The organism is Streptomyces sp. NPDC014727, from assembly GCF_043083485.1.
GTDB lineage: Bacteria > Actinomycetota > Actinomycetes > Streptomycetales > Streptomycetaceae > Streptomyces.
Map to the genome: position 1 here is coordinate 41318 of NZ_JBIBYR010000021.1, position 23865 is coordinate 65182.

Genomic DNA, 23865 nt, shown 5'->3' on the forward strand with positions numbered 1-23865 from the left:
CGGGAAGACGCAGCCCACACTGCGGTGGTCCGGCGGCGGCAGCCGGGCCGAAACGACCTCGCGACCGGTACTCGACCGTGCGGGATCGGTTCGCCGACGATTCGGCCACCGGCGGACCGGTGGCTAGTGTCTGTCGGACTCGGGGCTGGACATGATCGCGAAACTACCAGCTCGGATCCTCCGGCTCCACCTGTTTTCCGCCGTGAAGCCCGCGGTGACGGCGACTTTGTGCCGGGCCGGGACCCGCCGCGCGGGCGGTTGCGAGGGGGCGCGCGACCGTGTGCCTCCCCGAGTGGTCGCGGACGGCGCGCACTTCGGCGCGCGGCAGGAGCGCGCGCATCCGGTTCGGCACTCGAACGACAGACCGCGCGCCCTGTGGTGCGCAGCACGTCGAGGGTGCGACCCTGAGTGGTATGAACATCCCTTTCTTGGACAACTGGCGTAAGCGTCACGACGGTACGCGAGGGACGGGGCTCGCCGCCGCCGTCGCGGCCGATCCGGAGGGCGTGGCCGAGCTTCTCGCCGAGTGCGAGCTGCTGCGTGTCCGGGCGGGGCAGCGGGGGCTCGAACTCGATGACAGTCCGGCCTCGTTGGCGGCACTCGACCAGTTGCCGCCGCGCTGGCGCGACGATCCCGAGGAACTGCCCTGGCTGGGCAACGACGCGGGGCTCTACCTCGGCACCGTCCTGGTACGCAACGTCCCCGGTGCGGTCTGGAGTATCTGGCCGAGCGGGCAGCCCGTCGTGCGGCTCGCCTCGGGGCGGGAGATCGACGTGGTCGAGGCCGGGCTGGACTGGGCGATGGCGGGCAGCCCCGAGCTCTCGCAGGTCTATTCGGAGTCGGCCGAGGGGTAGCGCTTTGGTTAAAACCAAATAAGACGCCTTATGCCCCATTTGTGCGTGTCGGGAGTGAAGTCCCTTTTCGCGCTGGATAGTTTGCGCTGACCTCGACATAGCGACAAGTGGGTGGGGCAGCGTATGGCCGTCGATCCGTTGATCGAGCTGCGGGACGTCAACAAGTTCTATGGACAGTTGCACGTACTGCGCGACATCAATCTCACCGTCGGCCGCGGGGAGGTGGTGGTGGTCATCGGCCCCTCCGGCTCCGGTAAATCGACGCTGTGCCGGACCATCAACCGGCTGGAGTCCATCGAGTCGGGCCGGATCGCGATCGACGGCAGACCGCTTCCGGAGGAAGGCAAGGGACTGGCCCAGCTCCGTGCCGAAGTCGGCATGGTCTTCCAGTCGTTCAACCTGTTCGCGCACAAGACCGTGCTGGCCAATGTCTCGCTCGCCCAGCTCAGGGTCCGCAAGCGGAAGAAGGACGAGGCCGACCGGCGTTCCCGGGAGCTGTTGGAACGGGTCGGACTCGCCACACACGCCGACAAGTTCCCCGCCCAGCTCTCCGGCGGCCAGCAGCAGCGTGTGGCCATCGCCCGCGCTCTCGCCATGGACCCCAAGGCACTGCTCTTCGACGAGCCCACCTCGGCACTCGACCCGGAGATGATCAACGAGGTGCTGGAGGTCATGCAACAGCTCGCCCGGGACGGCATGACCATGGTCGTCGTCACCCACGAGATGGGCTTCGCCCGCTCCGCCGCCAACCGCGTGGTCTTCATGGCAGACGGCCGGATCGTCGAGGACCGCACTCCCGAGGCGTTCTTCACCGCTCCGGAGAGTGACCGCGCCAAGGACTTCCTGTCCAAGATCCTCAAGCACTGACGGGGGCTCCGTGTTGCGTACGAGAAAGGTCCTGGCCGCCTGCGCCGGTCTCCTGCTGGCCGTGCTCGCCGCCGCCTGCGGCAAGGAGGGCAGCCCGCCGGTGAAGGGCCCGAAAGCCGATCAGTTGCCGGTGTATCAGGTCGACACGAGCTTCCGGCTGCCCGCATCACCGACCTGGACGAAGGCGAAGAAGCGGGGATACCTCCGGGTCGGGGCCAAGGAGGACCAGCCCTACCTCGGCGAGAAGGACCCGGCCACCGGCGTCTACTCAGGCTTCGACATCGAGATCGCCAAGATGATGGCGGCCTCGCTCGGCTTCGAACCCAAGACGATCCGTTTCAGGACCATCGCTTCCGCCAACCGCGAGACGGCGCTGCAGAACGGTCAGATCGACTACTACGTGGGCACCTACACCATCAACGACATGCGCAAGAAACTCGTCGGCTTCGCGGGCCCCTACTTCATGGCCGGACAGTCGCTGCTCGTACGCACCGACGAGCATGACATCCACGGCCCGCAGGACCTGGCCGGCAGGACCGTCTGCTCGGCGGCCGGATCGACCCCGTACCAGCGCATCGCCGCCGACTACCCGAAGGCGATCCTGGTCGCCTACGACACGTACTCGATCTGCGTCGACAACCTGCTGACCTACCAGGTCGACGCAGTCACCACCGATGACGCGATCCTGCTGGGCTTCGCCGCCAAGGCGCCCACGGAGCTGAAGGTGGTGGGCAAGCCCTTCTCCCAGGAGCCGTACGGCATCGGCGTCCCGCGCAGCGACAACGCGTTGCGTTTCGCCCTGGACGACGCCCTGGAGGCGAACCAGAAGAACGGCAACTGGAAGAAGGCGTTCGAGGCCACACTCGGTCTGTCCGGAGTGCCCGCGCCGCCCCCGCCGCCCATCGACCGCTACCCGGCGACCTGAGAGGGCGGGGACCGACATGGACGTACTCACGCAGAATTTCTCGCTCTACGGCAAGGGCTTCCTCGGCACGGTCGAGCTGACCGTCTACTCCTCGGTCCTGGCCCTGCTCCTCGGCTTCCTCATGGCCTCCTGCCGGGTGGCTCCCGTGGGCTCGCTCCGGGTGCTCGGCACGGTCTGGGTGACGGTGCTGCGCAACACCCCGCTGACGCTGCTCTTCTTCGCCGTCCTGCTCGGACTGCCGCGCTTCGGGCTGGTGCTTCCCTTCAAGGTCTTCGCCGTCCTGGCCCTCGGCTGCTACACCTCCGCGTTCATCTGCGAGGTGCTGCGCTCCGGTATCAACACCGTGCCGACGGGGCAGGGCGAGGCGGCCCGCAGCCTCGGCATGACGTTCGGCCAGACGCTGAACCACATCGTGCTGCCACAGGCGTTCCGTTCGGTGATCCCGCCGATCGGCTCGACACTGATCGCCCTCGCCAAGAACTCGGCGATCGCCGGGGCGTTCAGCGTCATCGAACTGCTCGGCACCTACAAGACCCTCAATGAGCTGGGGTACAGCATCATCTGGACGTTCGTCTGGATCGCCGTCGGCTACCTGATCATCACCCTGTCCATCAGCGCGCTCTTCCACATGACGGAGAAGCGCTGGGGAGTCGCCCGATGACCACCCGCACCCCGCCGTCCGCCACCGCGCTCTACGACATCCCGGGACCGGTCACGCGCAGACGCCACCGTGTCTACGGGATCGTCTCGACGGCATTGATCCTGGCGTTGGTGGGCTGGATCGTCTATCTGCTCTTCGACACCGAGCAGTTCACCGCCGCCAAGTGGACCCCCTTCGAGTACAAGGGCATTCAGGAGCTGTTGCTGCGCGGACTGGGCAACACCCTCAAGGCGTTCGCGTACGCCGCGGTGCTCTCCCTCGTGCTCGGGGCGGTGCTCGCCGTCGGACGCCTCTCCGTCCACCGGGCCGTGCGCTGGGTCTCGACGCTCCTGGTCGAGTTCTTCCGGGCCATGCCCGTACTGGTGATGATCTTCTTCATCTTCGTGGCGCTGAAGGTGCAGCCGCTGCCCGCGCTGGTCACCGGTCTGACGCTGTACAACGGCTCCGTGCTGGCCGAGGTGTTCCGTACCGGAATCAACTCGGTGGAGCGGGGCCAGCGCGAGGCCGCGTACGCGCTGGGGCTGCGCAAGACGCAGGTCACCACATACGTTCTGGCCCCGCAGGCGGTGCGCGCCATGCTGCCCACGATCATCAGCCAGCTGGTGGTGGCGCTCAAGGACACCTCGCTCGGCTATCTGATCACCTACGAGGAATTCCTCCATGCGGGCAAGCTCATCGCCTCCAATCTCGACTACGATCTTCCCTTCATCCCCGTGGTGATGGTGATCTCGCCGATCTACATCGGGATGTGCATGCTGCTCTCCTGGTTCGCGACCTGGGTGGCGAAGCAGGAGCGGCGCAATCCGAAGACGAAGGCCGTGGAGGTCGCACCGGCCGAACCAGGAACGCTGCTGCCGGGAGTGCAGTAGCCGGGATCCGCCGCGAAGCGGTCCCGAGGAGTGGTGCCCGCCCGGCAGCAGCCGGTGATCACTTCTCGCGCAGGACAACGGATCCGTGCGACGGGTCGTCCATGGGCGAGAAGAAGGTCAGCTGCGTGTCGGCCGGGCCGTGCTCGATACAGGGCGGCCGACGGCGCCGGTCGATGCGGCGAACCGTTGACCGTCCGGGACGTCCTCGGTGCCGTTGCCTTCCCGCTCCCGCCCGAAGTCCGGAGGGGAGGGCAGCGGCTCGGACGGTTCCCGCGGGGGGAGAAGGATCCGGCAGACGTACGCACCGGCCCCGGTTGCGGCGTCGGTGGCGCGACGCGGCCGTGCGGCTCACTTCAGCGCGCTCTTCGCCTGCCAGTCGGTCCAGCTCACATTCCACGCCCCGTATCCGTTGCCCTCCGCGACCGTGCCCTTGGCATCGGCGCCGGTGATCTCGAACGGGTCGCCGACCCGCACCTGCTGGTACAGCGAAGCGGCGTTGGCGTCACTCATGCCGACACAGCCCGAACTGTGGTTGGCCACACCGAAGTAGGCGGCGTTCCACGGCGCCGCGTGGGCGTACATCCCCGACCAGGTCAGCCGCATCGACGAGTCGACCATCTTGTCGTAGGCATCGCCCAGGCCGACCGTCTCGGAGCGCATGTTGATCGTTCCCTCCTTGGCCATCAGCACGGCCGTGCCGCGCCAGGACGCCTTCTCGCCGCCCGGGGTGCCGGCCGACATGGGCACGTTCATGACGGTCTTTCCGTCCCTCTTCAGCGCCAGCCGGTGACGGTCGAGGTCGACCTTGACCACCTGGTCGGCGCCGATCGCGAAGGTGGTTCGGTAGTCGCGGACGAACCAGCCGCCGGACGGGCCCGAGTCGATGCCGTTGAGATCGGCGTCGAGCGTCACCTTCGTACCGGGCGTCCAGTACTCCTTGGGCCGCCAGTCGACGCGGTCCTTGCCGGAGTAGTCCTGCAGCCAGCCCCAGGAGCCCACGGTGTTGTTCGAGGTGGAGACCTTCAGGGCCTTCTCCACCGCGGCCCTGTCCTTCACCGGGTTGTCGAAGACGATCGACAGCGGCTGGGCGATGCCGACCGTGGTGTTCTTGCCGGGGGCCAGCGTCAGCTTGTTGACCTTCTCGGCTGCCGAGGTGGTGAACCCTGCCTTGGCGCTGCCGCCCTCGGTGTCCTTCGCCTCGACACTGTACGTGGTGCCGGGCGCGGCCGGCCGGTCCGATGTCCAGGTCCCGCCGTCGGCGGATATCCGGCCGGTGAGCGCGTCGCCCCCGGTCGCGTTCACCGTGACCGTCTTCAGCTTTCCGGCGCCCAGGGTCACCTTCACCGGCTCGCCGGGGGCGGCCTCAGCGCCCTTCAGGTTCACCGAGATCCTGGTGTCGTGCGCCGGTGCGACCCCGGTCGCCCCCTTGCCCGAGTCCGACGCGGAGGCGCCGGAACAGGCGGTGAGCGTGGCGCCGAGCACGGTGGTGCCGGCGATCAGGGCGAGCCGGACCGGGCGGACGAGCGGGGCGGTACGGCGTATGCGCCGACGTGCGGAGAACAACGGAAACCTCCAAGGCATTGCTTCTCATCGATGAAGAGGCGTTACCACCGACGATAGGTTCCACAAATCGGCTGAAAACCAGGAAATCCTCTGTGTGACATGGACCGCAGCTCAACGGTCATCGTCCGGTCACATACGCCGCGCGGCTCCGTCACGGACCGCTGTGAGCATCCTGTGCAGCCCTGCGGAGCCGACAGCGGGGCGGACCAGGGAGGGCCACGAACATGTCAGCGCTGCTCGCGACCGGAGACCGCAGCCGCGACCAGGAGCTACGGATACGCGGCCTGACCGCCGCCGAGCACCGGGCATTCGTCGCCACCCGCACGGAGGCGAGCTTTCTGCAGTATCCGTCCTGGGCCGGGGTGAAGGACCAGTGGACCTCGGAAATGGTCGGCTGGCACAGCGATCTCGGCGAACTGGCCGGGGCCGCTCTGGTGCTGTACCGACAATTGCCGGGAACCCGCAAGTACTTCGCCTATCTGCCCGAGGGCCCGGTGGCCGACTGGGCCGATCCCGACATGGACCGCTGGCTGCGACCGCTCGTGACCCACCTGCGGAAGGCGGGTGCCTTCGCCGTTCGGATCGGCCCCTCACCCGCGTACCGTCGTTGGGACACCGCCCGCCTCAAGGCGGCCAGCGGCCCTGGCCGGAGGATCGGCGACGTGCTCGCCACCGAGGTGGACCCGCTCGGCACGGCCGTCGCCGAACGGCTCCGGGCCCGCGGCTGGCGCCGCTGCGGCGGCGACGGGGGAGAGGACGCCGACGCGCAGCCGCGCTACGTCTTCCGGGTTCCGCTCGCCGGGCGGACCCCCGACGAACTGTGGTCGGGACTCAACCAGGAATGGCGCCGCAACGTCCGCAAGGCTCAGAAGGCAGGGGTGCGGATCGTCATCGGCAGCGAGGCCGAACTCACGGAATTCCACCGGCTGTTGCGGATCACCGAGGAGCGCGACGGCTTCCGGCTCGGCCGCTCCCTCGCCTACTACCAGCGGCAGTACGCCGTACTCAACGCCGAGCGGCCCGGCCGGATGAGACTCTACCTCGCCGTCCACCAGGGCGAGATCCTGGCCGCCCACACCATGATCAGCACCGGTCGGCGTGTCTGGTACCAGACCGGCGCCTCCGCCGACCACCGCCGCGAGGTCCGTCCCAGCAACGCGTTGCAGTGGAAGATGATGCTCGACGCCCATGAGCTCGGTGCCGATGTGCATGACATGCGCGGGGTACCCTCCACCCTTGACCCCGACGACCGCCCCTTCGGGCTGCTCCGTTGGAAACTCGGCACCGGAGGCCAGGTCGTCGAGACCCTCGGAGAGTGGGAGACATCGGTGGGCGGAGCCGCCAACAACACCTTGTACCGTGCGTTCCAGGCATACCTGGCCCGCCGATGACGGCCACCGAGGCGGCCTCGAAGGCCGCGGAACGCACGTCCGGCTCGGTGCTGCGCAGCGGCGCCGTCATGGCGTCCGGCTCCGTCGTCTCCCGGGCGACCGGCTTCGTACGCTCGGCGGTCGTCGTCGCCGCGCTCGGCACCGGACTCCAGGCCGACGGGTACACCGTCGCCAACACCGTGCCCAACATCCTCTACACCCTGCTCATCGGCGGTGCGCTCAACGCCGTCTTCGTCCCGGAGCTGGTCAGGGCCGCCAGGCACCACGCCGACGGCGGAGCCGCGTACACCGACCGGCTGCTCACCCTCTGCACCATCGGGCTCCTCGCCCTCACCGCGCTGACGGTCCTCGGCGCACCGTGGATCGTCTCGGTCTACGCCCCCGACTACCACGGCGAACAGGCCGATCTCACCATCGCCCTGGCCCGCTACTGCCTGCCGCAGATCCTCTTCTACGGACTGTTCACACTGCTCGGCCAAGTGCTCAACGCCCGCGACCGGTTCGGCGCGATGATGTGGACCCCGGTCCTCAACAACGTTGTGATCATTGCCGTGTTCGGGATCTATCTCGGCGTAGCGACCGGCTCCGACGGTACGTTGACCTCGACGCAGGCCGGGTGGCTCGGCTGGGGAACCACCGCCGGGATCGCGGTGCAGACGCTCGCCCTGGTGCCCGCGCTGCGGGCCGCGAAGTTCCGCTGGCGACCGCGGTTCGACTGGCGTGGCAGCGGTCTCACCCGACCACTGCGCGCGGCCGGCTGGCTCGTCATGCTCGTGCTGACCAACCAGATCGCCTACTGGGTGGTCACCCGGCTCTCCACCGCCACCGGCCAGCATGCCGTCGAACAGCACGTGTCGGGCGGCGTCGGTTACACCGCGTACAGCTACGCCTATCAGCTGTGGGTGGTGCCGCACGGCATCGTGACCGTCTCCCTCGTCACGGCGCTGATGCCCCGGATGAGCCGGTCGGCGGCCGATGACGACCTGGCGGGTGTGCGGCGCGACGTCTCGTACGCGTTGCGCACCTCGGCCGCGGTCGTGGTGCCCGCCGTGGCCGTGCTGTGCGCGCTGGCGCCGTGGGTGATGGGGGCCGTGTACGGATACGGGCGCACCGGCGCCGCGGACATCACGGCCATGGCGGGGATGATGATGGCATTCGCGCCGGGGCTGATCGCCTACTCCGGGCAGTACGTGCTCTCCCGCGCGTTCTACGCGATGAGCGACACCCGCACGCCGTTCCTCCTCAATCTGGTCATCGCGGCGCTCAACGCCGGACTCTGTGTCGTCGCGTATCTGCTGCTGCCGGTCCGCTGGGCCGTGACCGGAATGGCCGGAGCGTACTCGGTGGCCCTGTTCGCCGGCTTCGGCGTCACCGCGTACGTGCTGCACCGCAGGGTCTGCGCCGGCGCAGCCGCCCGGCCCTCGCTGCTGCGCTCGGCCGGCCTGTGGGCGCAGCTGCGGCTGGTGGTGGCGAGTGTGCCCGCCGGGCTGCTGGGATACCTGGCCGCTCGCGCCTGCGAGGGATTCGGTGACTTCGCGGCGGTGGGGGCGGGGACCGCCGTGCTCCTGCTCACGGTCGCGCTGCTGGCCCGGCCGCTCCGGCTGCGGGAGATCAGCGCCCTGATCGCGGCGGGCCGCGGGCGGCTGCGGCGGGCCTGATCCGCCGGGCGCACGGCCCGCTCATCGGTTCGAATCCACTCCTTGATCGCTGGGATACTGCTGCCATGCCTCGCGTGTTGCTGATCGAAGACGACCCCTCCGTACGGGAAGGGGTCGAGCTGGGGCTGCGGCGGCGCGGCCATGAACTGCGGGCCGTCGAGACCGGTGAGGCGGGGCTGGCCGCGCTGGGAGAGTTCCGGCCCGATCTGGTGCTCCTCGACCTGATGCTCCCCGGAATGAACGGGGTCCAGGTCTGCCGACGGGTCCGGGAGACCAGCCAGCTCCCGATCATCATGCTCACGGCGCGCGGCGACGACTTCGACGTGGTCGTCGGTCTGGAGGCCGGGGCCGACGACTACATCGTCAAACCCGCCCGCACCGAGGTGATCGAGGCCAGGATCCGTGCCGTACTGCGCAGGCTCGCCGAGCCCGCGGGACGCAGCGGCCTCGAACACCACGGGGAACTCGTCGTCGACCGCACCGGGCTCTCGGTCGCCAAGGCGGGGGAGCGGCTTCTCCTGGCGCCCTCAGAACTGAAGCTGCTGCTCCACCTCTCGGCCTCGCCCGAGCAGGTGTTCAGCAGGCAGCAGCTCCTCGAATGCGTCTGGGAGCACAGCTACCACGGAGACGCCCGACTGGTCGACGCCTGCGTGCGGCGGCTGAGACAGAAGATCGAGGATGTGGCGGGCAGCCCGCGCTACATCCAGACCGTCCGCGGCTTCGGCTACCGCTTCGGGCCGCTCGCGTGAAGCTCTTCGCCGCCCGGTTCGGACTGCGGACCCGTCTCATAGCCGCCTTCCTCCTGGTCGCGGCGATCAGCGCCGTCACCACCGCGACCCTGACCTACCGCGAGGCCCGCTCCGCCATCCTCCAACAGGCCCAGGACACGGCCGTCGACCAGTTCCGCGACCGCATCGGTGCGCTGGCCGTGACCCTGCCCATGGACGAGGAGCAACTGCGGCGGAACTGTCAGCACCTCGCCAGGGAGGGAAAGCCACAGACCCGCGTCTTCGCCGAGTACGGGAAGATCCGCGTCTCCTCGTCGGACCGGCCCACCTCCAACGTCATCACCCCCGCACTGCGCGACGCCGTCCAGGGCAACGCGAGCGGCTCCTTCCAACGGGTCGTCAAGGACGGCAGGGCCTGGCTGACCGTCGGGATGCCCGCTCTGTTCGACCGCGGAGACGGGCGTCAACCCACCGGGCTCTTCCTCTACGCCGTGATACCGCTGACCACCGAGGAGGCCAATGTCAAGGCCATGGTCACCGCAGCCCGCGACGGTGCCCTGCCCGCACTTCTGATCGCCCTGGTGCCCGCCCTGCTCGCCGCCCGCAGCGTGCTGCGCCCGGTACGCGATCTTCGGCGGGCGGCGGCGGGCATCGGCCGGGGCGAGCTCGACACCCGTATCGAGGTCCGGGGCTCCGACGAACTGGCCGAACTCGCCTGGACGTTCAACGAGTCGTCGACAAAGCTCCAGGAGTCGGTGGAGGAGCTCCGGCGGGCGGAGGCGCGGGCCAGACGCTTCGCCTCGGACGTCTCGCACGAACTGCGCACCCCGCTCGCCGGCATGCTCGCCGTCACCGAGGTGCTCGACGAGGACGCCGCCCAGCTGAACGCAGACACCGCGGCGGCCGTCCGGCTGATCAGTGCCGAGACGGGGAAGCTCGCCACCCTCGTCGAGGATCTGATGGAGATCTCCCGCTTCGACGCGAAGGCGGCGGATCTCCATCTCGACGAGGTCGATGTCGCCGAGACGATCCGCAAGACCCTGCAGAGCAGGCACTGGGAGGACAGGGTGGACACCGAACTTCCCGACGGAGTGAGGGCGCTGCTCGACCCACGTCGATTCGATGTCGTCGTCGCCAACCTCGTGGGCAATGCCCTCCGGCACGGTGCACGGCCCGTCACCCTACGGCTGCGGACCGAGTCGCGGGGCGCAACCTCCTGGCTGGTGACCGAAGTCGCGGACAGCGGACCGGGTATAGACCCGGCAGTGCTTCCGCACATCTTCGACCGGTTCTACAAGGCCGACGCGGCCCGCACCCGTTCGGCGGGCAGCGGGCTCGGTCTGGCGATCACTCAGGAGAACGTTCGGCTGCACGGCGGTACCGTGCACGCGTCCAACGAGCCCGGAGGCGGCGCGGTCCTCACCGTGGAACTCCCGCTGGAGGGGCAGTGAGGGGCGTACGAGTCCTCGGCCTCCTGCTGCCCCTCGTGCTGACGGTGGCCGGATGCGGGATACGGGCGACGGATGTCGTCGAGGTCGGCGACCCGGCGACGGTGGACGTGGCGCCGGGCGGCCCGGAGGGCACGCTGCTCTACTTCGTGTCCTCGTCCTCCGCCGGCCGGCTGATGCCGGTGGTGCGGCAGGTCGATCTGACGACGGAAGGCGATGCCGGCTCCGGGGGCGCGGTGCACGTGTGGCGCGGATCCGACAAGGCCATGATCATGCTCTTCGACGGCCCCACCAAGGCCGAGGCCGACGCGGGGCTGCGCACCGAACTGCCGTACATCCGGGCACTGGATCTGACTCTGGGGCCGGACGGGGTGACGGTCCGGGTGAACACAGCCGTCACGGAACTCTCCGAGGTCGCCCGGCAGCAGCTGATCTGCACGGCCGCCCAGGCCCGTACCGCGGACCGGGGTGCGGCGGTGAAGGTGATCGGCACCGACGGTGTCATCGCAGCGGCCCACTGCTCCATCTGACGCCCGCCCGGTCCGTGGGGTGTCGACCTCCATGCTCAGCTCCCGGAGTGCCGTCTTCGCCGTCGCCTCGATGGGCTGCTCGGCTACTCCGATGGCCCCTCGCGGGTCGGCCGTCGGATCGCGCGGCGCTTTTCGGGGCTGCTGTGGGCTTGTTTGCAGGAGTGCGGGCCGGAGTTGCGATCGGGCTTCTCACAGGCTTCTGCAACCGCGGTTCTGGGTGGGGGCAGAGCGGCCTGGGGCAGGTCACCGATGGTTGCCACCACTGGGTGTGTAGTGAATGATCTCGGAGGCGGCGGCCGCGTCCCTCCAGGGGCATCGGGGTAAGGGGGCAGCTATTCTTTCGGTGATCGTCAATGTGCTGATCGGCCTGGCGACCAGTCTCATCGGTGGTGCGTGCGTATGGCTCTGGGAACGCGGCAAGCGGTCCCGCGTGGTACGGCGCAAGGCAGACTTCTTCGGTGTGGTGCCGGGCGAGACCTGTGTGATCGTCATCGGCAACAAGTACAACCTGCCGGACGCGACGAACCGCAAGGACGTCCGCGCCATCGTCGAGGTGGCGACACTGGCCAGCCAGCTCGGCAGTGATGTAGTCACTGAATCCAGCAACGACTTCCGCGGCAGCAACGACGTCCGGACGGAGTTCTGCATCGGTGGCCCGCTCGGTGACGCCAACATCCGTACGGGTGGCCACCTGGCCGCGCATCTGCCGGGAGTCACCGTCCTTCCGTACAGCGAGGAGCCCGAGTCGGGGGCCTTCATCGTCGGCGGTCACCGGTATGTGTTCGAGAAGGACAGCGTGGAATTCACGCTGGTGGCCAAATTCACGCCACCGGAGGCCACCCGCCCGGTCTTCCTCATATGCGGACATAGCTCCTTGGCGAACCAGGCCGCCATCCACTACCTCAAGCGGCACCACCGTGACGTGGCTCGCTCCCTCGAATCGCTGGACCGTTTCTGCATCCTGATCAAAGTGCCGGCCATCAGAACGTACGGTTTCCAGGCCGCCGCCCTGGAGCGTGACATCACAAGGGAGGCATTCACCCGGGTCTGACGTCATGGGTGACGCCCGGCCGTCCGAAAGCCGACCGACGACGTCGGCACCGTCGTCGTTCGCACCGCCCACTCGTCGGACCTCAGTGCGGCCGTCCCGCCGACACAGGCTTGCCACAAGCCCCTCAAACTCAGCGCCCGTCATCGCATCCACCTCGGCCAGTGCCGCATCAGCCGACGATCGCCCCAGTGTTCCCCGCCCCTCGCGCTGTTCTGTGAGCCGGTAGCCTCGTGGCCGTCTCCGGGAGCTGGAGGAGAGATCGGACAGCTTTGGCCAAGAGCCCGGTCGCTTATGCATCCCGTTCAGGAATGACGCTGGATTATTGGGCGCCTCCCGCCTTACGGTGGCGCCATGAGTGATCATCCCGAAGCGCCTGTCGCGCCCGTCGAGGCCTATGAACCCCCCTACTACGTGGCCGTCTTCACTGCGGTGCGAACGCAGGACCAGAGCGGCTACGGCGAGACCAACGCACGTATGGAAGACCTGGTGAAGGACGTCCCTGGGTTCCTGGGGATGGACCACGCGCAGACTCCTGGCGGGCTGGGCATCACCGTCGGGTACTTCCGCGACGCCGACGCCCTCACAGAGTGGCGGAGCAACGTCGATCACCGCGCGGCGCAGCAGCGCGGGCGAGCCGAGTGGTACCAGAGCTACACGCTGCACGTGGCGAAAGTGGAGCGGAGCCACGGATTCACGCGAGCGTAGGTACCGCAGAGCCCGACGGCAGCCTGACCAACCGGAGCCACCTCAGCGACCGTCCCGCCACAAGCTCGCATCGAACAGGCCTGCGTCGCCCTCGCGAGCCCGATCTGGCGCCGCATCAGAGCACAGCTGCCTACGAGGATTCGCAGGTGCCGTGACGCGGCGTCATGGCAAGGTCATGCCCGAAGCAGCAGCGATGTGCCGACATGCGCCACCACACACCAGTCTCTCCCTGGTCTGCCGCTAACGAGGCGCGGTCGCTTTGAGCCAGTCGTCGACGGTGACGACGTCCGCCCACTGCGGGAACAGCTTCTCGGTGAGGAACCGGTGAACTTCGGCGTCGGTGTCCAGGCAGGCGTCGGCGAGGACGGTGAGGTCGAAGTCCAGGTCGTTGGCCTGGCACAGGGTGTGCAGCACCACGGCGCTGGTGGCGATGCCGGTGAGGACGAGGCTGTCGATGCCGTGCGCTCTGAGTACCACGTCGAGGTCACTGCCCGAGAACGCGCTCGCCCGTCTCTTGGTGACCACAACCTCGCCCGGCCGGGGCGCGACATCGGGGTGGATTTCGGTGCCGGGGTCGCCCTCGACATGGAGCCCGGCTCGCGCGACGGCGGTGAGTGCCCTGTTGTGCGGGCCGACTTCCGGAAAGCCCGGGCGCAATGCGATGACCACGTAGATGACAGGGATGTCTGCCGCACGGGCACCATCGATCGCCCTGCGCAGGCGCGGCAGGTATCCGGAGCCGTCGTCGGCAATGTCCACGACGGCTCGCTGGACGTCCATCACCAGAAGGGCGCTGCTCATACGGTCTCCAGGAACGACGTCGGTTCGCGCTGAAGCGGGCCGGGTTCTCCCTGCTCGGGGAGTGCGCGGCCGCCTGCACTGTGGCAGTGTGCCCGCCGGGGACGAGTTTCGCCAGGCGGCCTGCCATGGCGAGGTGGTCCGGTGCGTCCGGGGCACCGTTGATCGCGCACACGGGGACGGCGATCCCGGGTGGCCGTGACCGGTATCCGAGGGGCCGCTTCGCTGAGCATGAAGGGGAAGTCGCCGGAGAGCTTGCCGCTCAGACGCACGGTGGATACGAGGTTCCCCTCGGCGAGTAGTCTCCGGACCTCGACTCGCGAAAAGCCGAAGCCTTCGGCGATCATTCGCACCGGCCGCACCGGTATCCGCGCCGCACAGCCCGAGGCCTGGCCACTGTCGGCACAGGCTCCCACCGGCCGCGGTGCGTCCGGTGCGGCGGTGGACCGTACGGCGACTGCCAGGCAGGCCGTTCGGTTCGACCCGAGCCGGCCACGTCGCGGCGCCGTACGTCCGGGTCCTGGAACTCTTCGGCCGCCGGGCAGGGGGCATTGTCGTGCAGCAGGTCCAGGAGCTCGGGTGGTACGGAACGGACGTTCATCCGTTCCAGGACAGTGAGCTTGGTGGTGCCCCCGCACGCGGTGCACAGCGCGAGGAGCCACGCGTCGAGGAGCTTGTGGTTCGCGTCGACGCGGGATGTGCCGTTCGCCCGGAAGCGCTCGGAGGCGCACCTGTGGCAACGACGGGGAACGATGGTCAGGCAGGTGGGCACGACCACCCAGGTTTTGGACACAGAAATACACCGGTTCCAGTGAGAAGACCGCAGCGAAAAGGAGCGCGGCGCACATGTGCGTCGCGCGACGGATCAGCGCTCGAGGGGTCTCACTTGGTGTACAACGGCATGTCCTTGACCGGATGGCTATGGGCGGGAGCACGCTAACGGCACGCGGCAGTGTGGTTCCACTGATTTGCCGGGCGCGTGGCGATGCCTCGTGGTGGGCGCCCGCGCCACCCTCGGCCCATCGGACATGTCCTTGCAGTCCGGTGGGCGCCGGCCTGTTCGCTGCGCGAAGACCTCTCCTGACGCATGGGCGGGCATGTCGGCGGGCACGTGGTTCGGGATTCACGGCGGGTCCTGACGAGGCGGTCGGAGCGGCGCTACCCTGCGGCGAACAATCCTTCACTGGAGGTGTGCATGCGACGTTCCGTCGCGCGGAGTGTGTCGTTGTCGGCTGTTCTCGCCGCTGTCGTCACGGTCGGGGCAGCGGCCCCTTCCTCGTCCGCACCACCGACCGCGCCACCCCCCAAGTCGCCTGTCGCGGTGGGGTACGGAGGGGCGGTCGCCAGTGTCGACGCGGATGCGTCGGCTGCGGGCATCGAGGTGCTGCGCAAGGGCGGCAACGCGGTGGACGCCGCTGTGGCGACCGCGGCCGCGCTCGGTGTGACCGAGCCCTACTCGGCGGGTCTCGGCGGTGGCGGCTACTTCGTCTACTACGACGCCAGGAAGCACACCGTGGAGACGATCGACGGCAGGGAGACCGCACCGCGCAGCGCGGACTCCTCGCTCTTCCTGGAGAACGGCAAGCCGATCGCCTTCGACGCCGCCGTCACCAGCGGACTGAGCGTGGGCACCCCCGGCACCCCGGCCACCTGGGACACCGCGCTCGACACCTGGGGCAGCAAATCGCTGCGACAGGTGCTGAAGCCGGCCGAGCGGCTCGCCAGGGACGGGTTCGTCGTCGACAGTACGTTCCGCTCGCAGACCGAGGGGAATCAGGCGAGGTTCGCCGACTTTCCGGCGACCAGGAAGCTCTTCCTGCCGGGCGGACAACTGCCGGTGGTCGGCTCCGTCTTCAGGAATCCCGATCTGGCGCGTACGTACGAGCAGGTGGGCCGCAAGGGCGTCGACGAGCTGTACCGGGGCGAGCTGGCCGAGGACGTCGTACGGACCGTGCGCAACCCGCCGGTGGACCCGCAGTCCACCCGGGTCGTACGTCCCGGCGACCTCACGGCCAAGGACCTGCGGTCCTACCGGGCGCTGCGGCAGGCTCCGACGAAGGTCGGCTACCGGGGCCTCGACGTGTACGGCATGGCGCCCTCCTCATCCGGCGGCACGAGCGTCGGCGAGGCACTCAACATCCTTGAGTCCACGGACCTTTCGAAGGCGAGCGAGGCGCGGTATCTGCACCGCTACATCGAGGCGAGCCGGATCGCGTTCGCCGACCGGGGGCGGTGGGTCGGCGACCCGGCGTTCGAGGACGTACCGACGCAGGGACTCCTCAGCCAGCGGTTCGCCGACTCGCGGGAGTGCCTGATCAAGGACGACGCGGTGCTGACCAGCCCGCTGGCGCCGGGAGACCCCCGCCACCCGGCCGACTGCCGGGCCGGCGGCAAGGCCGCTCCGACGACGTACGAGGGCGAGAACACCACCCATCTGACGACGGCCGACAAGTGGGGCAACGTCGTCGCGTACACCCTGACGATCGAGCAGACCGGCGGCAGCGGCATCACCGTGCCGGGACGTGGCTTTCTGCTCAACAACGAGCTGACGGACTTCTCGTTCGCGCCCGCCGACCCGGCGGTCCACGACCCGAATCTGCCCGGTCCGGGCAAGCGTCCGCGTTCGTCGATCTCGCCGACGATCGTGCTGAAGCACGGAGAGCCGGTGCTGGCCCTGGGGTCGCCGGGTGGCGCCACCATCATCACGACCGTGCTGCAGTCGCTCATCGGCAAGGTCGACCGAGGGCTGCCGCTGGTCGACGCCATCGCGGCGCCGCGCGCCAGTCAGCGCAACTCGGCGACGACCGAGCTCGAACCGGGACTGTGGAACAGCCCGGTACGGGGACAACTGGAGGCGCTGGGGCATGTCTTCAAGCTGAACCCGGAGATCGGGGCTGCGACGGGAGTGCAGCGGTTGCCGGACGGACGGTGGCTGGCGGCTGCGGAGAAGGTACGCCGCGGAGGGGGTTCGGCCATGGTCGTGAATCCGAGCGACCGTCCCTGACGATAAGTCAATAGCCTTCTGTGCGGGGCCGGTTCTGCGTGTGCATAACGCGTGGGCCGGCCCCGCGGGTCTTGACGGGGACATGACTCAGGGGTCATCTTGGCCGCGTCGGTAAGGAAAGTTTCCTAATGGAAGGGCACCCCCACTGTGCGTACTCGAACGCTCGCCCTCGCCGCCGCTTTTGGCGCGGCCCTGCTCGCGGCCGCCACGCTGACCCCCGCCGAGGCCAGTCCGACCCCGGGTGCCGTATCCACCGTCGCACTCAGGGCGGATTCCGGCGCCGCCGTCCATGGCGGGGCCGGAATCAAGGAGGGTTCCGTCAGTGCGGCCGATCTGCTGGCCAAGGTCACCTCGTGTTCGCAGATCTCCAACGGCAAGTACCGTACGGACGAGGAGGCGTCGGCGACCATACCCGTCTGCGGCAAGAACGGTGCCGTGTTCTGGAAGGCCGACATGGACATCGACTGCGACGGTCAGATCACCACCGCCTGCAACGCGAACACCGACCCGTGGTTCCAGGACGACACGGCGTTCCACACCTCCGGCGACAAGCCGCTGAGTGCCGAGAAGCTGCCGTACGTCGTCGTGCCGAGCAGCAGCAGCATCTGGAACTACGGCAGTGCGGGGATCAAAGGTGGTGGCGTCGTCGCCGTCATCTACAACAACAAGGTCGAGTACGCCGTCGTCGGCGACACCGGTCCCAGCAAGATCGTCGGTGAAGCGTCGTACGCCACCGCCGAGGCGCTCGGCATCGACCCCGACCCGGAGACCGGCGGCGCCGATTCCGGCGTCACCTACATCCTCTTCAAGAACTCCCAGGTGTCGCCGATCGAGAGCCACAGTGCCGCCGTCACCGCCGGCGAGGCCTTGGCCAAGCAGTTCATCCAGAACAATTAGGGTCTTTTGTTCGGATCGGATCGGTTCGATTCGGATCGGCGAGGCGTGGCGCCGGGGCACGGGAGACTTGGGTGATCCGAACGAGAGGTCCTGGCGGCACGCGGAAGGAACGCGGTCACCAGGTGTTCACAACGCGGTCAGGATGCGCGGGCCGTCGTCGGTGATCGCCACCGTGTGCTCGGCGTGTGCCGCGCGGCTGCCGTCGGACGTACGCAAGGTCCAGCCGTCCCGGTCCGGGTAGAAGTCGTCGCTGCCGCCGGCGATCAGCATCGGCTCGATCGCCAGCACCATCCCGTGCCGCAACCGCATGCCACGGCCCGGTCGTCCCTCGTTGGGGACGGCCGGGTCCTCGTGCATCGATCGGCCTACGCCATGGCCGCCGAACCCCTCCGGGATGCCGTAACCGGCCGCACGGCAGACCGTGCCGATGGCGTGCGCGATGTCGCCGACGCGATTGCCGACCACCGCCGCCGCGATGCCCGCCTCCAGCGCCGCGAACGCCGTGTCGATCAGCCGGGTGTCCGCCGGCCGGGCGCGGCCGACGGTGAAACTGATCGCCGAATCGCCTGCCCAGCCGCCGAGCGTCGCGCCCGCGTCGATGCTCACCAGATCGCCGTCGCGCAGCCGTTGATCGGTCGGGATGCCGTGCACGATCGCGTCGTTGACCGACGCGCAGATGACCGCGGGGAACGGGGTCGGGGCGAAATGAGGCCGGTAGTTCAGGAACGGCGAGCCGGCGCCCGCCTCGCGAAGAACCTTTCGGGCCACCTCGTCGAGTTCGCGCAGGGAGACGCCGACCGCCGCCGCTTCCCGCGCGGCTGTCAGTACGTGTGCCACGACTCGGCCCGTCTCGCGCATCGCTTCGATGGACGTGTCTGTCTTGAGCTGCACCATGCCAATTACTATACCGGTCGTGGCGGTATTAGAATGACGGCATGGTACGGACGCCCCTGACCCCGGAAGAGCGCCTCCGCGGCGAACGCCTCGGAGCGCTGCTCCGTGAGGCGCGCGGTCGGCGCAGCATGGTCGAGATCGCGGCGAGCGCCGGAATCTCCGCCGAGACACTGCGCAAGATCGAGACGGGTCGCGCGCCGACCCCCGCCTTCTTCACCGTCGCGGCGCTGGCCGGGGCGCTCGGACTGTCGATGGACGAACTGCTCAGACGCTGCGCCCCGGTGCCGGACGAGGTGCCGCTGGCGGGATAGGTGTGATCGGGTCGTCCGCCGGACGGTCGGACCGCCCGCACCGTCCCCATGCGCTACGGGTGGCCGGCGTCGCGGGCGCGCCCCGGGGTGGCGGATCCACGGGAGGCCGGTGAGGACCGCACGGTGCGGTGCTCTCGAACGAGGGAGGGCAGCAGCCGGAGTTCGGGGTACCCGGGCGCCGACGCCGGACACCGTGCTGGGCTCAGCCGTGCTCGGGTCCCGACGCGGCGACTCCGGAGGATTCACGCCGCGTCCACTCCGTCGCGGCGCCAGGCCGGCCGACCTCGCCCGCAGCGGTCGAGCCGCGTCCCTCGCTCTCTCCCGGCGGCGGGTAGAACCGCCGGGCCCAGCGCCGGAACGGGCCGATCGGGCCGTCGCCCGGAGCCAGCCGGGGCGGCTGCTGGTACTGCTTGTGGTTCCAGATCGGGAAGTCGGCGGCGGTGAACTCGCAACTGGAGCGGAAGACCGCGCGGTCCAGCAGTCGCGCTGCGGTCCGGCTCACCGCCCGCGCAAGCGGGGCCGGCAACCGGGCCGGCTCCGTGAACGCGATGCGGTTCCTCTGCCGGAACTGCATCCGGTTGGGCGCGATCGCCGTCGGCAGCACCATCGTGCACATCCGCAGCCCGATCCGAGGGGTGTGCACATCGGCGTGCAGGCAACCGAGTCCGTATCCGTCCACCTCCACCTCGACGACGAAATCGCCCAGCAGCGGCGCCGACTCGTGGGCCCGCATGGACACATGGAACGCTGCATCGTCGTAGACGACCGGCCCGCCGATCTCGGCCTTCGCCCAGCCGTGCAGGGTGGCGAAGTGCCCGAGGTCCACCGAGTTCTCGATGACTTCCTGGACATTGCCGGCCAGCTCCCAGGCGGCACTGCGGGCCGGGCGGTGACCCACCTCGTGCCAGTCGGGGATGAACCAGTCCGGTGCCCGGCCGTCGTGGTGCCGCCAGACGAAGACAGCACCGTTGACCTCGTGCACCGGCAGTTGGGTCAGAGGCGACTTCGGCGGCTTCGTGTCGTATCCCGTCCGCACGCACGCGCCGTCGGGGCCGAACGCGAAGAAGTGGAACGGACAGACCAGATCGTCGCCGTCGACCTTCGCCAGACCGAGATGGGCGCCGAGGTGCGGACAGTACGGGCGGATGGCGCGGACCGCCCCCGTACCGAGCCGGTAGAGCACCACGTCCTGCCCCGCCAACGGCCGGGTGAGCACCGTGCCCGGCCGTAACTCGTCGGAGAAGGCCAGTGCGGCCCAGCCGCTCGGATACGGCAGGGCGGGTGCCCCCGCCGCATCGGCCGGCGTCGGCCCCTCGCTGATGGCGTGCCCGTACGCGCGTGACAGCCCCACTGCTTCCCCTCTCAGGATCGGTCGCCTGGAGGCTGCCCAGAGCGCTCCGAGATCCTCCCGGTACGCCGCACATCACCCGAACGGGAAAGAACGCGGAACGCCTTGACGTCGTCCGCGGTCGCGCCGTCCAGGGTCCGCCGCTGGTGCACAGCGGCCGCCCGGCTGTCCCATGGAGAACCCCGGGCGACGGACTCGGCAGGGCCGCACTCCCCGACCCCGCGGGTCAGCCCGGTGCCATGCGGCTGAGGGATTCCCAGTCCCGGTACTGCTCCGCACGCGCCCGGCTCATCTCCTGGACGAGGTCGAACGACCGGCCGCCGAGAATCAGGCGCCGAGGCGGGTCCGGCAGTGCGGCCAGCTCCATGATCGCGGGTGCTGCCGTGCTCGGGTTTGGACCGGCGTCCTCGCCCCACATCTCGGCCAGCCGGGCGCGCAGCGTGTCGTAGGCCGGGTCGAGTGCCGTCGTCGTCGTGCCCGCCGTGAACAGCCCCGTGGCGTAGCCGCCCATCTGGACGACCGTGACCTTGATCCCGAACTGCTCGACCTCCATCGCCAGCGCCTCGCTGACCGAGTCGAGCGCCGCCTTGCCCGCCCCGTAGAACCCGACGGAAGCCATGCCGCCGCCGGTGCCCATCGACGTGATCTGCAGGACGCGCCCGGAACTCTGCGCACGCAGGTGGGGGATCACGGCCTGCGCCACCCACACCGCCCCGAAGAAGTTGACGTCGAGGTGATCCCGGATCTGCTCCTCCGTGGCCTCCTCCACCATGCCGTACAGCAGACCGCCCGCGTTGTTGACCACGACATCGAGTCGGCCGAACGCCGCCACCGCCTGTTCCACCGCCTCGAACACGGCCCGGCGGTCGGAGACGTCCAGAGGGAGCCGTACGAGATCGTCCGGATATTTCTCGCCCAGCCCGGCGAGCGGCTCGACGTGGCGGGCGGCTGCAACGACCCGCTCTCCTGCGGACAGAACCGCCTCGGTGAACGCGCGACCCAGGCCACGGGAAGCACCGGTGATGAACCAAACCCTGGCACCAGGCACGGAAACCCACTCCTTCGTCCGCGGCGAATGCCGCGCTCCACGACGGCGTCCTCGCAGGGCATGTTCGCCGCTCGACGAGACGGACCGTTCCGTCTCGTCAGACCATAACGGACCCGCCCGTGCGGATCCAGAGACTTTCCGGATCGCCGGCCTGGGTGGCGGTCCTGAACGCTGCGTGGGAGGACCCTGCGGTGATGCGGCAGGGAGACGCACGTCACATCTGCGCCTGTCACATCGCGCGGTGCCGTTCCGTCAGAGAGGTGTAACCGCCAACAACGGCAAGGAGTGCACCATGAACGCTCGCTTGAACCTCTTCGGCAACCCGGTCATCGGCAAGGCCCTGAAGCATGTCGTCGCGGCGGGCAAAGTGATCGCGGACTCGACGCTGCCGGACTCGACGCGCGAACTCGTACTGCTCCGCGCCAGTCAGATCAATGGCTGTGCCTACTGCGTCGACATGCACAGCAAGGACGCCGCGCACGCCGGGGAGACCTCGGTGCGTCTCAACCTGGTCGCCGCCTGGCGGGAGGCCACGGTGTTCACCGACGCCGAGCGCGCCGCCCTGGAGCTCGCGGAGCAGGGCACCCGCATCGCCGACGCCGCCGGTGGTGTCGGCGACGAGGTCTGGGCGAACGCCGCGAAGCACTACGACGAGGAGCAGCTCGGCGCCCTGGTGTCGCTCATCGCCCTCATCAACGCCTTCAACCGCGTGAACGTCATCACCCAGCAGCCGGCCGGTGACTACCGGCCCGGCCAGTTCGCCTAGGAGCTCTCGTCCGGATCACGTCGGGCGCGCGGGGTCCGGCCCGATCCGAACGAAAGGCCGCACCGGGAAGCGCCCGGCCGGACCCCCTCCTCACGGGTCCCGGCCGAGCGCCGGTGGGCGCGCACGCGGGTGGAATCCGTCGCGTCGGCCCGGTTCGGATCCTCATCGGCGTCGTGACCCGACCGTCCGGACGGAACGGCTCAGCGCGCCCGCTGCTCGTACCCCACCAGGCGGACGCAGACGGCGAGTCCCTCGATCGCCTGCTCCAGCTCCGCGAGGCGCGGGTAGCTGGGGGCGATCCGGATGACCGCGTCGCGCGGGTCGTCGCCGTAAGGGTGTGTGGCGCCGGCCGGGGTCAGTACGATGCCCGCCGCGGCGGCGCGGCGTACGACCTCCTCGGCGCAGCCGTCCGGCACCTCCAGGGTCACGAAGTAACCGCCCTTGGGCGAGGTCCAGGTCGCGAGCCCTGTCCCGCCGAGCTCGGCCTCCAGGATCCGCGCCACCGCCTCGAACTTGGGCTGCAGCAGGGCCCGCTGGCGCTCCATGTGGGCCCGCACCCCGTCGGCGTCCCGCAGGAACAGGACGTGCCGCAGCTGGTTGATCTTGTCGGGGCCGATCGACCGCTTGGCGTTGTTGCCGAGCAGCCACTGCACATTCGCGGGCGAGGAACCGAAGAAGGCGACGCCCGAGCCCGCCGTCGTGATCTTCGAGGTGGAGCCGAACACGAAGGCCCGGTCCGGGTTCCCGGCTCCGGTGCAGGCGGCGAGCAGATCGGCGATCTCGACGGGCTCGTCGGTGAGGTGGTGAGCGGCGTAGGCGTTGTCCCAGAATATTCGGAAGTCGGGAGCCGCGGTGTTCATCGAGGCGAGCCGTGCCACGGTCTCGTCGCTGTAGCAGACGCCGTCCGGGTTGCTGTACTTCGGCACGCACCAGATGCCCTTGATCGCGGGGTTCTCGGCGACGAGCCGTTCCACGGCATCCATGTCCGGGCCCTCGGCGGTCATCGGCACCGGGATCATGTCGATCCCGAACCTCTCGCACAGCGCGAAGTGCCGGTCGTAGCCGGGCACCGGGCACAGGAACGCGATCCGCTCCTGCTCCACCCACCGCGACCGGGCACCCGGCAGCACGCTCAGCAGCGCGTGCACCAGGCAGTCATGCATCAGTTCGAGGCTGGAGTTCCCGGCCGCGAGCAGTTGCCCGGCCGGTACCTGGAGCACCCCGGCGAAGATCTCCCGGAGTTCGGGCAATCCCTGCAGTCCGCCGTAGTTGCGCAGGTCCGTGGCGTCGGCGGAGGTGTGCCGCCCGCCGGGCAGGCTCAGCAGGTCGTCGGAGAGATCGAGCTGTTCCGGCGCGGGCTTGCCCCGGGTGAGGTCGAGCGAGAGTCCGAGTCCCGCGAGGACCCGGTAGTCCTGGCGGGCCCGCTCAAGGGGCTCCGTCGGGGCGACGGGGCTCAGCTCGGTGGTCATGGTGTTTCCTCTCGCAGGTGCCGCACTGTCGGGTGACGCCTGCCGAGAATACAAACCGGCGCGCGGGACCGGGCCGGGAG

The 23865-nt window shown here is 69.2% G+C and carries 22 protein-coding genes and 2 pseudogenes; 16 read left to right on the forward strand and 8 right to left on the reverse strand.

Features of this window, described 5'->3' with window-relative positions:
* Positions 1–413: 413 nt before the first annotated feature.
* From ACF1B9_RS27685 to ACF1B9_RS27705, 5 genes are all read left to right on the forward strand, one after another.
* Positions 414–854 (forward strand): DUF6278 family protein, encoded by a 441-nt coding sequence (locus ACF1B9_RS27685; RefSeq protein ID WP_376277006.1) that lies wholly within the window; start codon positions 414–416, stop codon positions 852–854.
* Between the two features lie 123 nt (positions 855–977).
* Positions 978–1721, forward strand: a complete 744-nt coding sequence (locus ACF1B9_RS27690) for an amino acid ABC transporter ATP-binding protein (protein ID WP_391740770.1) — start codon at positions 978–980, stop codon at positions 1719–1721.
* A gap of 13 nt (positions 1722–1734) precedes the next feature.
* Positions 1735–2646, forward strand: coding sequence for a glutamate ABC transporter substrate-binding protein (locus ACF1B9_RS27695; RefSeq protein ID WP_391740771.1), 912 nt, complete (start codon positions 1735–1737; stop codon positions 2644–2646).
* A 16-nt stretch (positions 2647–2662) separates the two neighbouring features.
* Positions 2663–3307, forward strand: a complete 645-nt coding sequence (locus ACF1B9_RS27700) for an amino acid ABC transporter permease (RefSeq protein WP_391740706.1) — start codon at positions 2663–2665, stop codon at positions 3305–3307.
* On the forward strand, positions 3304–4176 hold the full coding sequence (locus ACF1B9_RS27705; protein ID WP_376277009.1) for an amino acid ABC transporter permease: 873 nt from the start codon (positions 3304–3306) through the stop codon (positions 4174–4176). Before ACF1B9_RS27700 ends, ACF1B9_RS27705 begins: the two co-directional genes overlap by 4 nt.
* Positions 4177–4524: 348 nt before the next feature.
* Here ACF1B9_RS27705 and ACF1B9_RS27710 read toward each other — a convergent pair whose 3' ends face one another.
* Positions 4525–5739 carry an Ig-like domain-containing protein gene (locus ACF1B9_RS27710; RefSeq protein ID WP_391740707.1) on the reverse strand — a complete coding sequence of 405 codons (1215 nt, stop codon included), beginning with the start codon at positions 5737–5739 and terminating at the stop codon, positions 4525–4527.
* Between the two features lie 224 nt (positions 5740–5963).
* On the opposite strand from ACF1B9_RS27710, the gene ACF1B9_RS27715 reads away from it, so the two are divergent.
* The 6 genes from ACF1B9_RS27715 (at position 5964) to ACF1B9_RS27740 (ending at position 12545) form a co-directional block, all read left to right on the forward strand.
* The gene (locus ACF1B9_RS27715) at positions 5964–7130 is read left to right on the forward strand and encodes a lipid II:glycine glycyltransferase FemX (RefSeq protein WP_391740708.1); all 1167 of its coding nucleotides are present in this window, start codon (positions 5964–5966) and stop codon (positions 7128–7130) included.
* Positions 7127–8788, forward strand: a complete 1662-nt coding sequence (gene murJ, locus ACF1B9_RS27720; RefSeq protein WP_391740709.1) for a murein biosynthesis integral membrane protein MurJ — start codon at positions 7127–7129, stop codon at positions 8786–8788. Before ACF1B9_RS27715 ends, murJ begins: the two co-directional genes overlap by 4 nt.
* Positions 8789–8853: 65 nt before the next feature.
* Positions 8854–9537, forward strand: coding sequence for a response regulator (locus ACF1B9_RS27725; RefSeq protein WP_376216796.1), 684 nt, complete (start codon positions 8854–8856; stop codon positions 9535–9537).
* Complete coding sequence (locus tag ACF1B9_RS27730; RefSeq protein WP_391740710.1) at positions 9534–10967, forward strand: ATP-binding protein; 1434 nt, start codon at positions 9534–9536, stop codon at positions 10965–10967. Before ACF1B9_RS27725 ends, ACF1B9_RS27730 begins: the two co-directional genes overlap by 4 nt.
* Entirely contained in the window at positions 10964–11494 is a 531-nt protein-coding gene (locus tag ACF1B9_RS27735; protein WP_391740711.1) for a hypothetical protein, read from the forward strand. Before ACF1B9_RS27730 ends, ACF1B9_RS27735 begins: the two co-directional genes overlap by 4 nt.
* Before the next feature lie 343 nt (positions 11495–11837).
* Positions 11838–12545, forward strand: coding sequence for a hypothetical protein (locus ACF1B9_RS27740; protein WP_391740712.1), 708 nt, complete (start codon positions 11838–11840; stop codon positions 12543–12545).
* 15 nt (positions 12546–12560) lie between these two features.
* Here ACF1B9_RS27740 and ACF1B9_RS27745 read toward each other — a convergent pair.
* Positions 12561–12842 (reverse strand): annotated as a pseudogene (locus tag ACF1B9_RS27745) (restriction endonuclease); the annotation flags it as partial.
* 54 nt (positions 12843–12896) lie between these two features.
* Here ACF1B9_RS27745 and ACF1B9_RS27750 point away from each other — a divergent pair.
* The gene (locus tag ACF1B9_RS27750; protein WP_391740713.1) at positions 12897–13250 is read left to right on the forward strand and encodes an antibiotic biosynthesis monooxygenase family protein; all 354 of its coding nucleotides are present in this window, start codon (positions 12897–12899) and stop codon (positions 13248–13250) included.
* A 240-nt stretch (positions 13251–13490) separates the two neighbouring features.
* On the opposite strand, the gene ACF1B9_RS27755 is transcribed toward ACF1B9_RS27750, so the two are convergent.
* Complete coding sequence (locus tag ACF1B9_RS27755) at positions 13491–14051, reverse strand: cysteine hydrolase family protein (RefSeq protein ID WP_391740714.1); 561 nt, start codon at positions 14049–14051, stop codon at positions 13491–13493.
* 224 nt (positions 14052–14275) lie between these two features.
* Positions 14276–14841 (reverse strand): annotated as a pseudogene (locus ACF1B9_RS27760) (DUF1062 domain-containing protein); the annotation flags it as partial.
* A 402-nt stretch (positions 14842–15243) separates the two neighbouring features.
* Here ACF1B9_RS27760 and ggt point away from each other — a divergent pair.
* Positions 15244–17052, forward strand: a complete 1809-nt coding sequence (gene ggt / locus ACF1B9_RS27765; RefSeq protein ID WP_391740715.1) for a gamma-glutamyltransferase — start codon at positions 15244–15246, stop codon at positions 17050–17052.
* 147 nt (positions 17053–17199) lie between these two features.
* Positions 17200–17949 (forward strand): glycoside hydrolase family 75 protein, encoded by a 750-nt coding sequence (locus ACF1B9_RS27770; RefSeq protein WP_391740716.1) that lies wholly within the window; start codon positions 17200–17202, stop codon positions 17947–17949.
* 126 nt (positions 17950–18075) lie between these two features.
* On the opposite strand, the gene map is transcribed toward ACF1B9_RS27770, so the two are convergent.
* The gene (map, locus tag ACF1B9_RS27775; RefSeq protein ID WP_391740717.1) at positions 18076–18843 is read right to left on the reverse strand and encodes a type I methionyl aminopeptidase; all 768 of its coding nucleotides are present in this window, start codon (positions 18841–18843) and stop codon (positions 18076–18078) included.
* Positions 18844–18884: 41 nt separating this feature from the next.
* Between map and ACF1B9_RS27780 the strand changes: the two genes are divergently transcribed.
* Positions 18885–19154: a helix-turn-helix domain-containing protein gene (locus tag ACF1B9_RS27780; protein ID WP_376277070.1), complete on the forward strand. Its 270-nt coding sequence runs from the start codon at positions 18885–18887 to the stop codon at positions 19152–19154.
* Positions 19155–19356: 202 nt separating this feature from the next.
* Here the strand turns inward: ACF1B9_RS27780 and ACF1B9_RS27785 are convergent, their stop codons facing one another.
* Together ACF1B9_RS27785 and ACF1B9_RS27790 are read right to left on the reverse strand one after the other, a co-directional pair.
* Positions 19357–20505 carry a Rieske 2Fe-2S domain-containing protein gene (locus ACF1B9_RS27785; RefSeq protein ID WP_391740718.1) on the reverse strand — a complete coding sequence of 383 codons (1149 nt, stop codon included), beginning with the start codon at positions 20503–20505 and terminating at the stop codon, positions 19357–19359.
* A 223-nt stretch (positions 20506–20728) separates the two neighbouring features.
* Positions 20729–21550 (reverse strand): SDR family NAD(P)-dependent oxidoreductase, encoded by an 822-nt coding sequence (locus ACF1B9_RS27790; RefSeq protein ID WP_391740719.1) that lies wholly within the window; start codon positions 21548–21550, stop codon positions 20729–20731.
* A 292-nt stretch (positions 21551–21842) separates the two neighbouring features.
* On the opposite strand from ACF1B9_RS27790, the gene ACF1B9_RS27795 reads away from it, so the two are divergent.
* The gene (locus ACF1B9_RS27795) at positions 21843–22316 is read left to right on the forward strand and encodes a carboxymuconolactone decarboxylase family protein (RefSeq protein WP_391740720.1); all 474 of its coding nucleotides are present in this window, start codon (positions 21843–21845) and stop codon (positions 22314–22316) included.
* Between the two features lie 200 nt (positions 22317–22516).
* Here the strand turns inward: ACF1B9_RS27795 and ACF1B9_RS27800 are convergent, their stop codons facing one another.
* On the reverse strand, positions 22517–23785 hold the full coding sequence (locus tag ACF1B9_RS27800; protein ID WP_391740721.1) for an aminotransferase class I/II-fold pyridoxal phosphate-dependent enzyme: 1269 nt from the start codon (positions 23783–23785) through the stop codon (positions 22517–22519).
* Between the last annotated feature and the right edge of the window lie 80 nt (positions 23786–23865).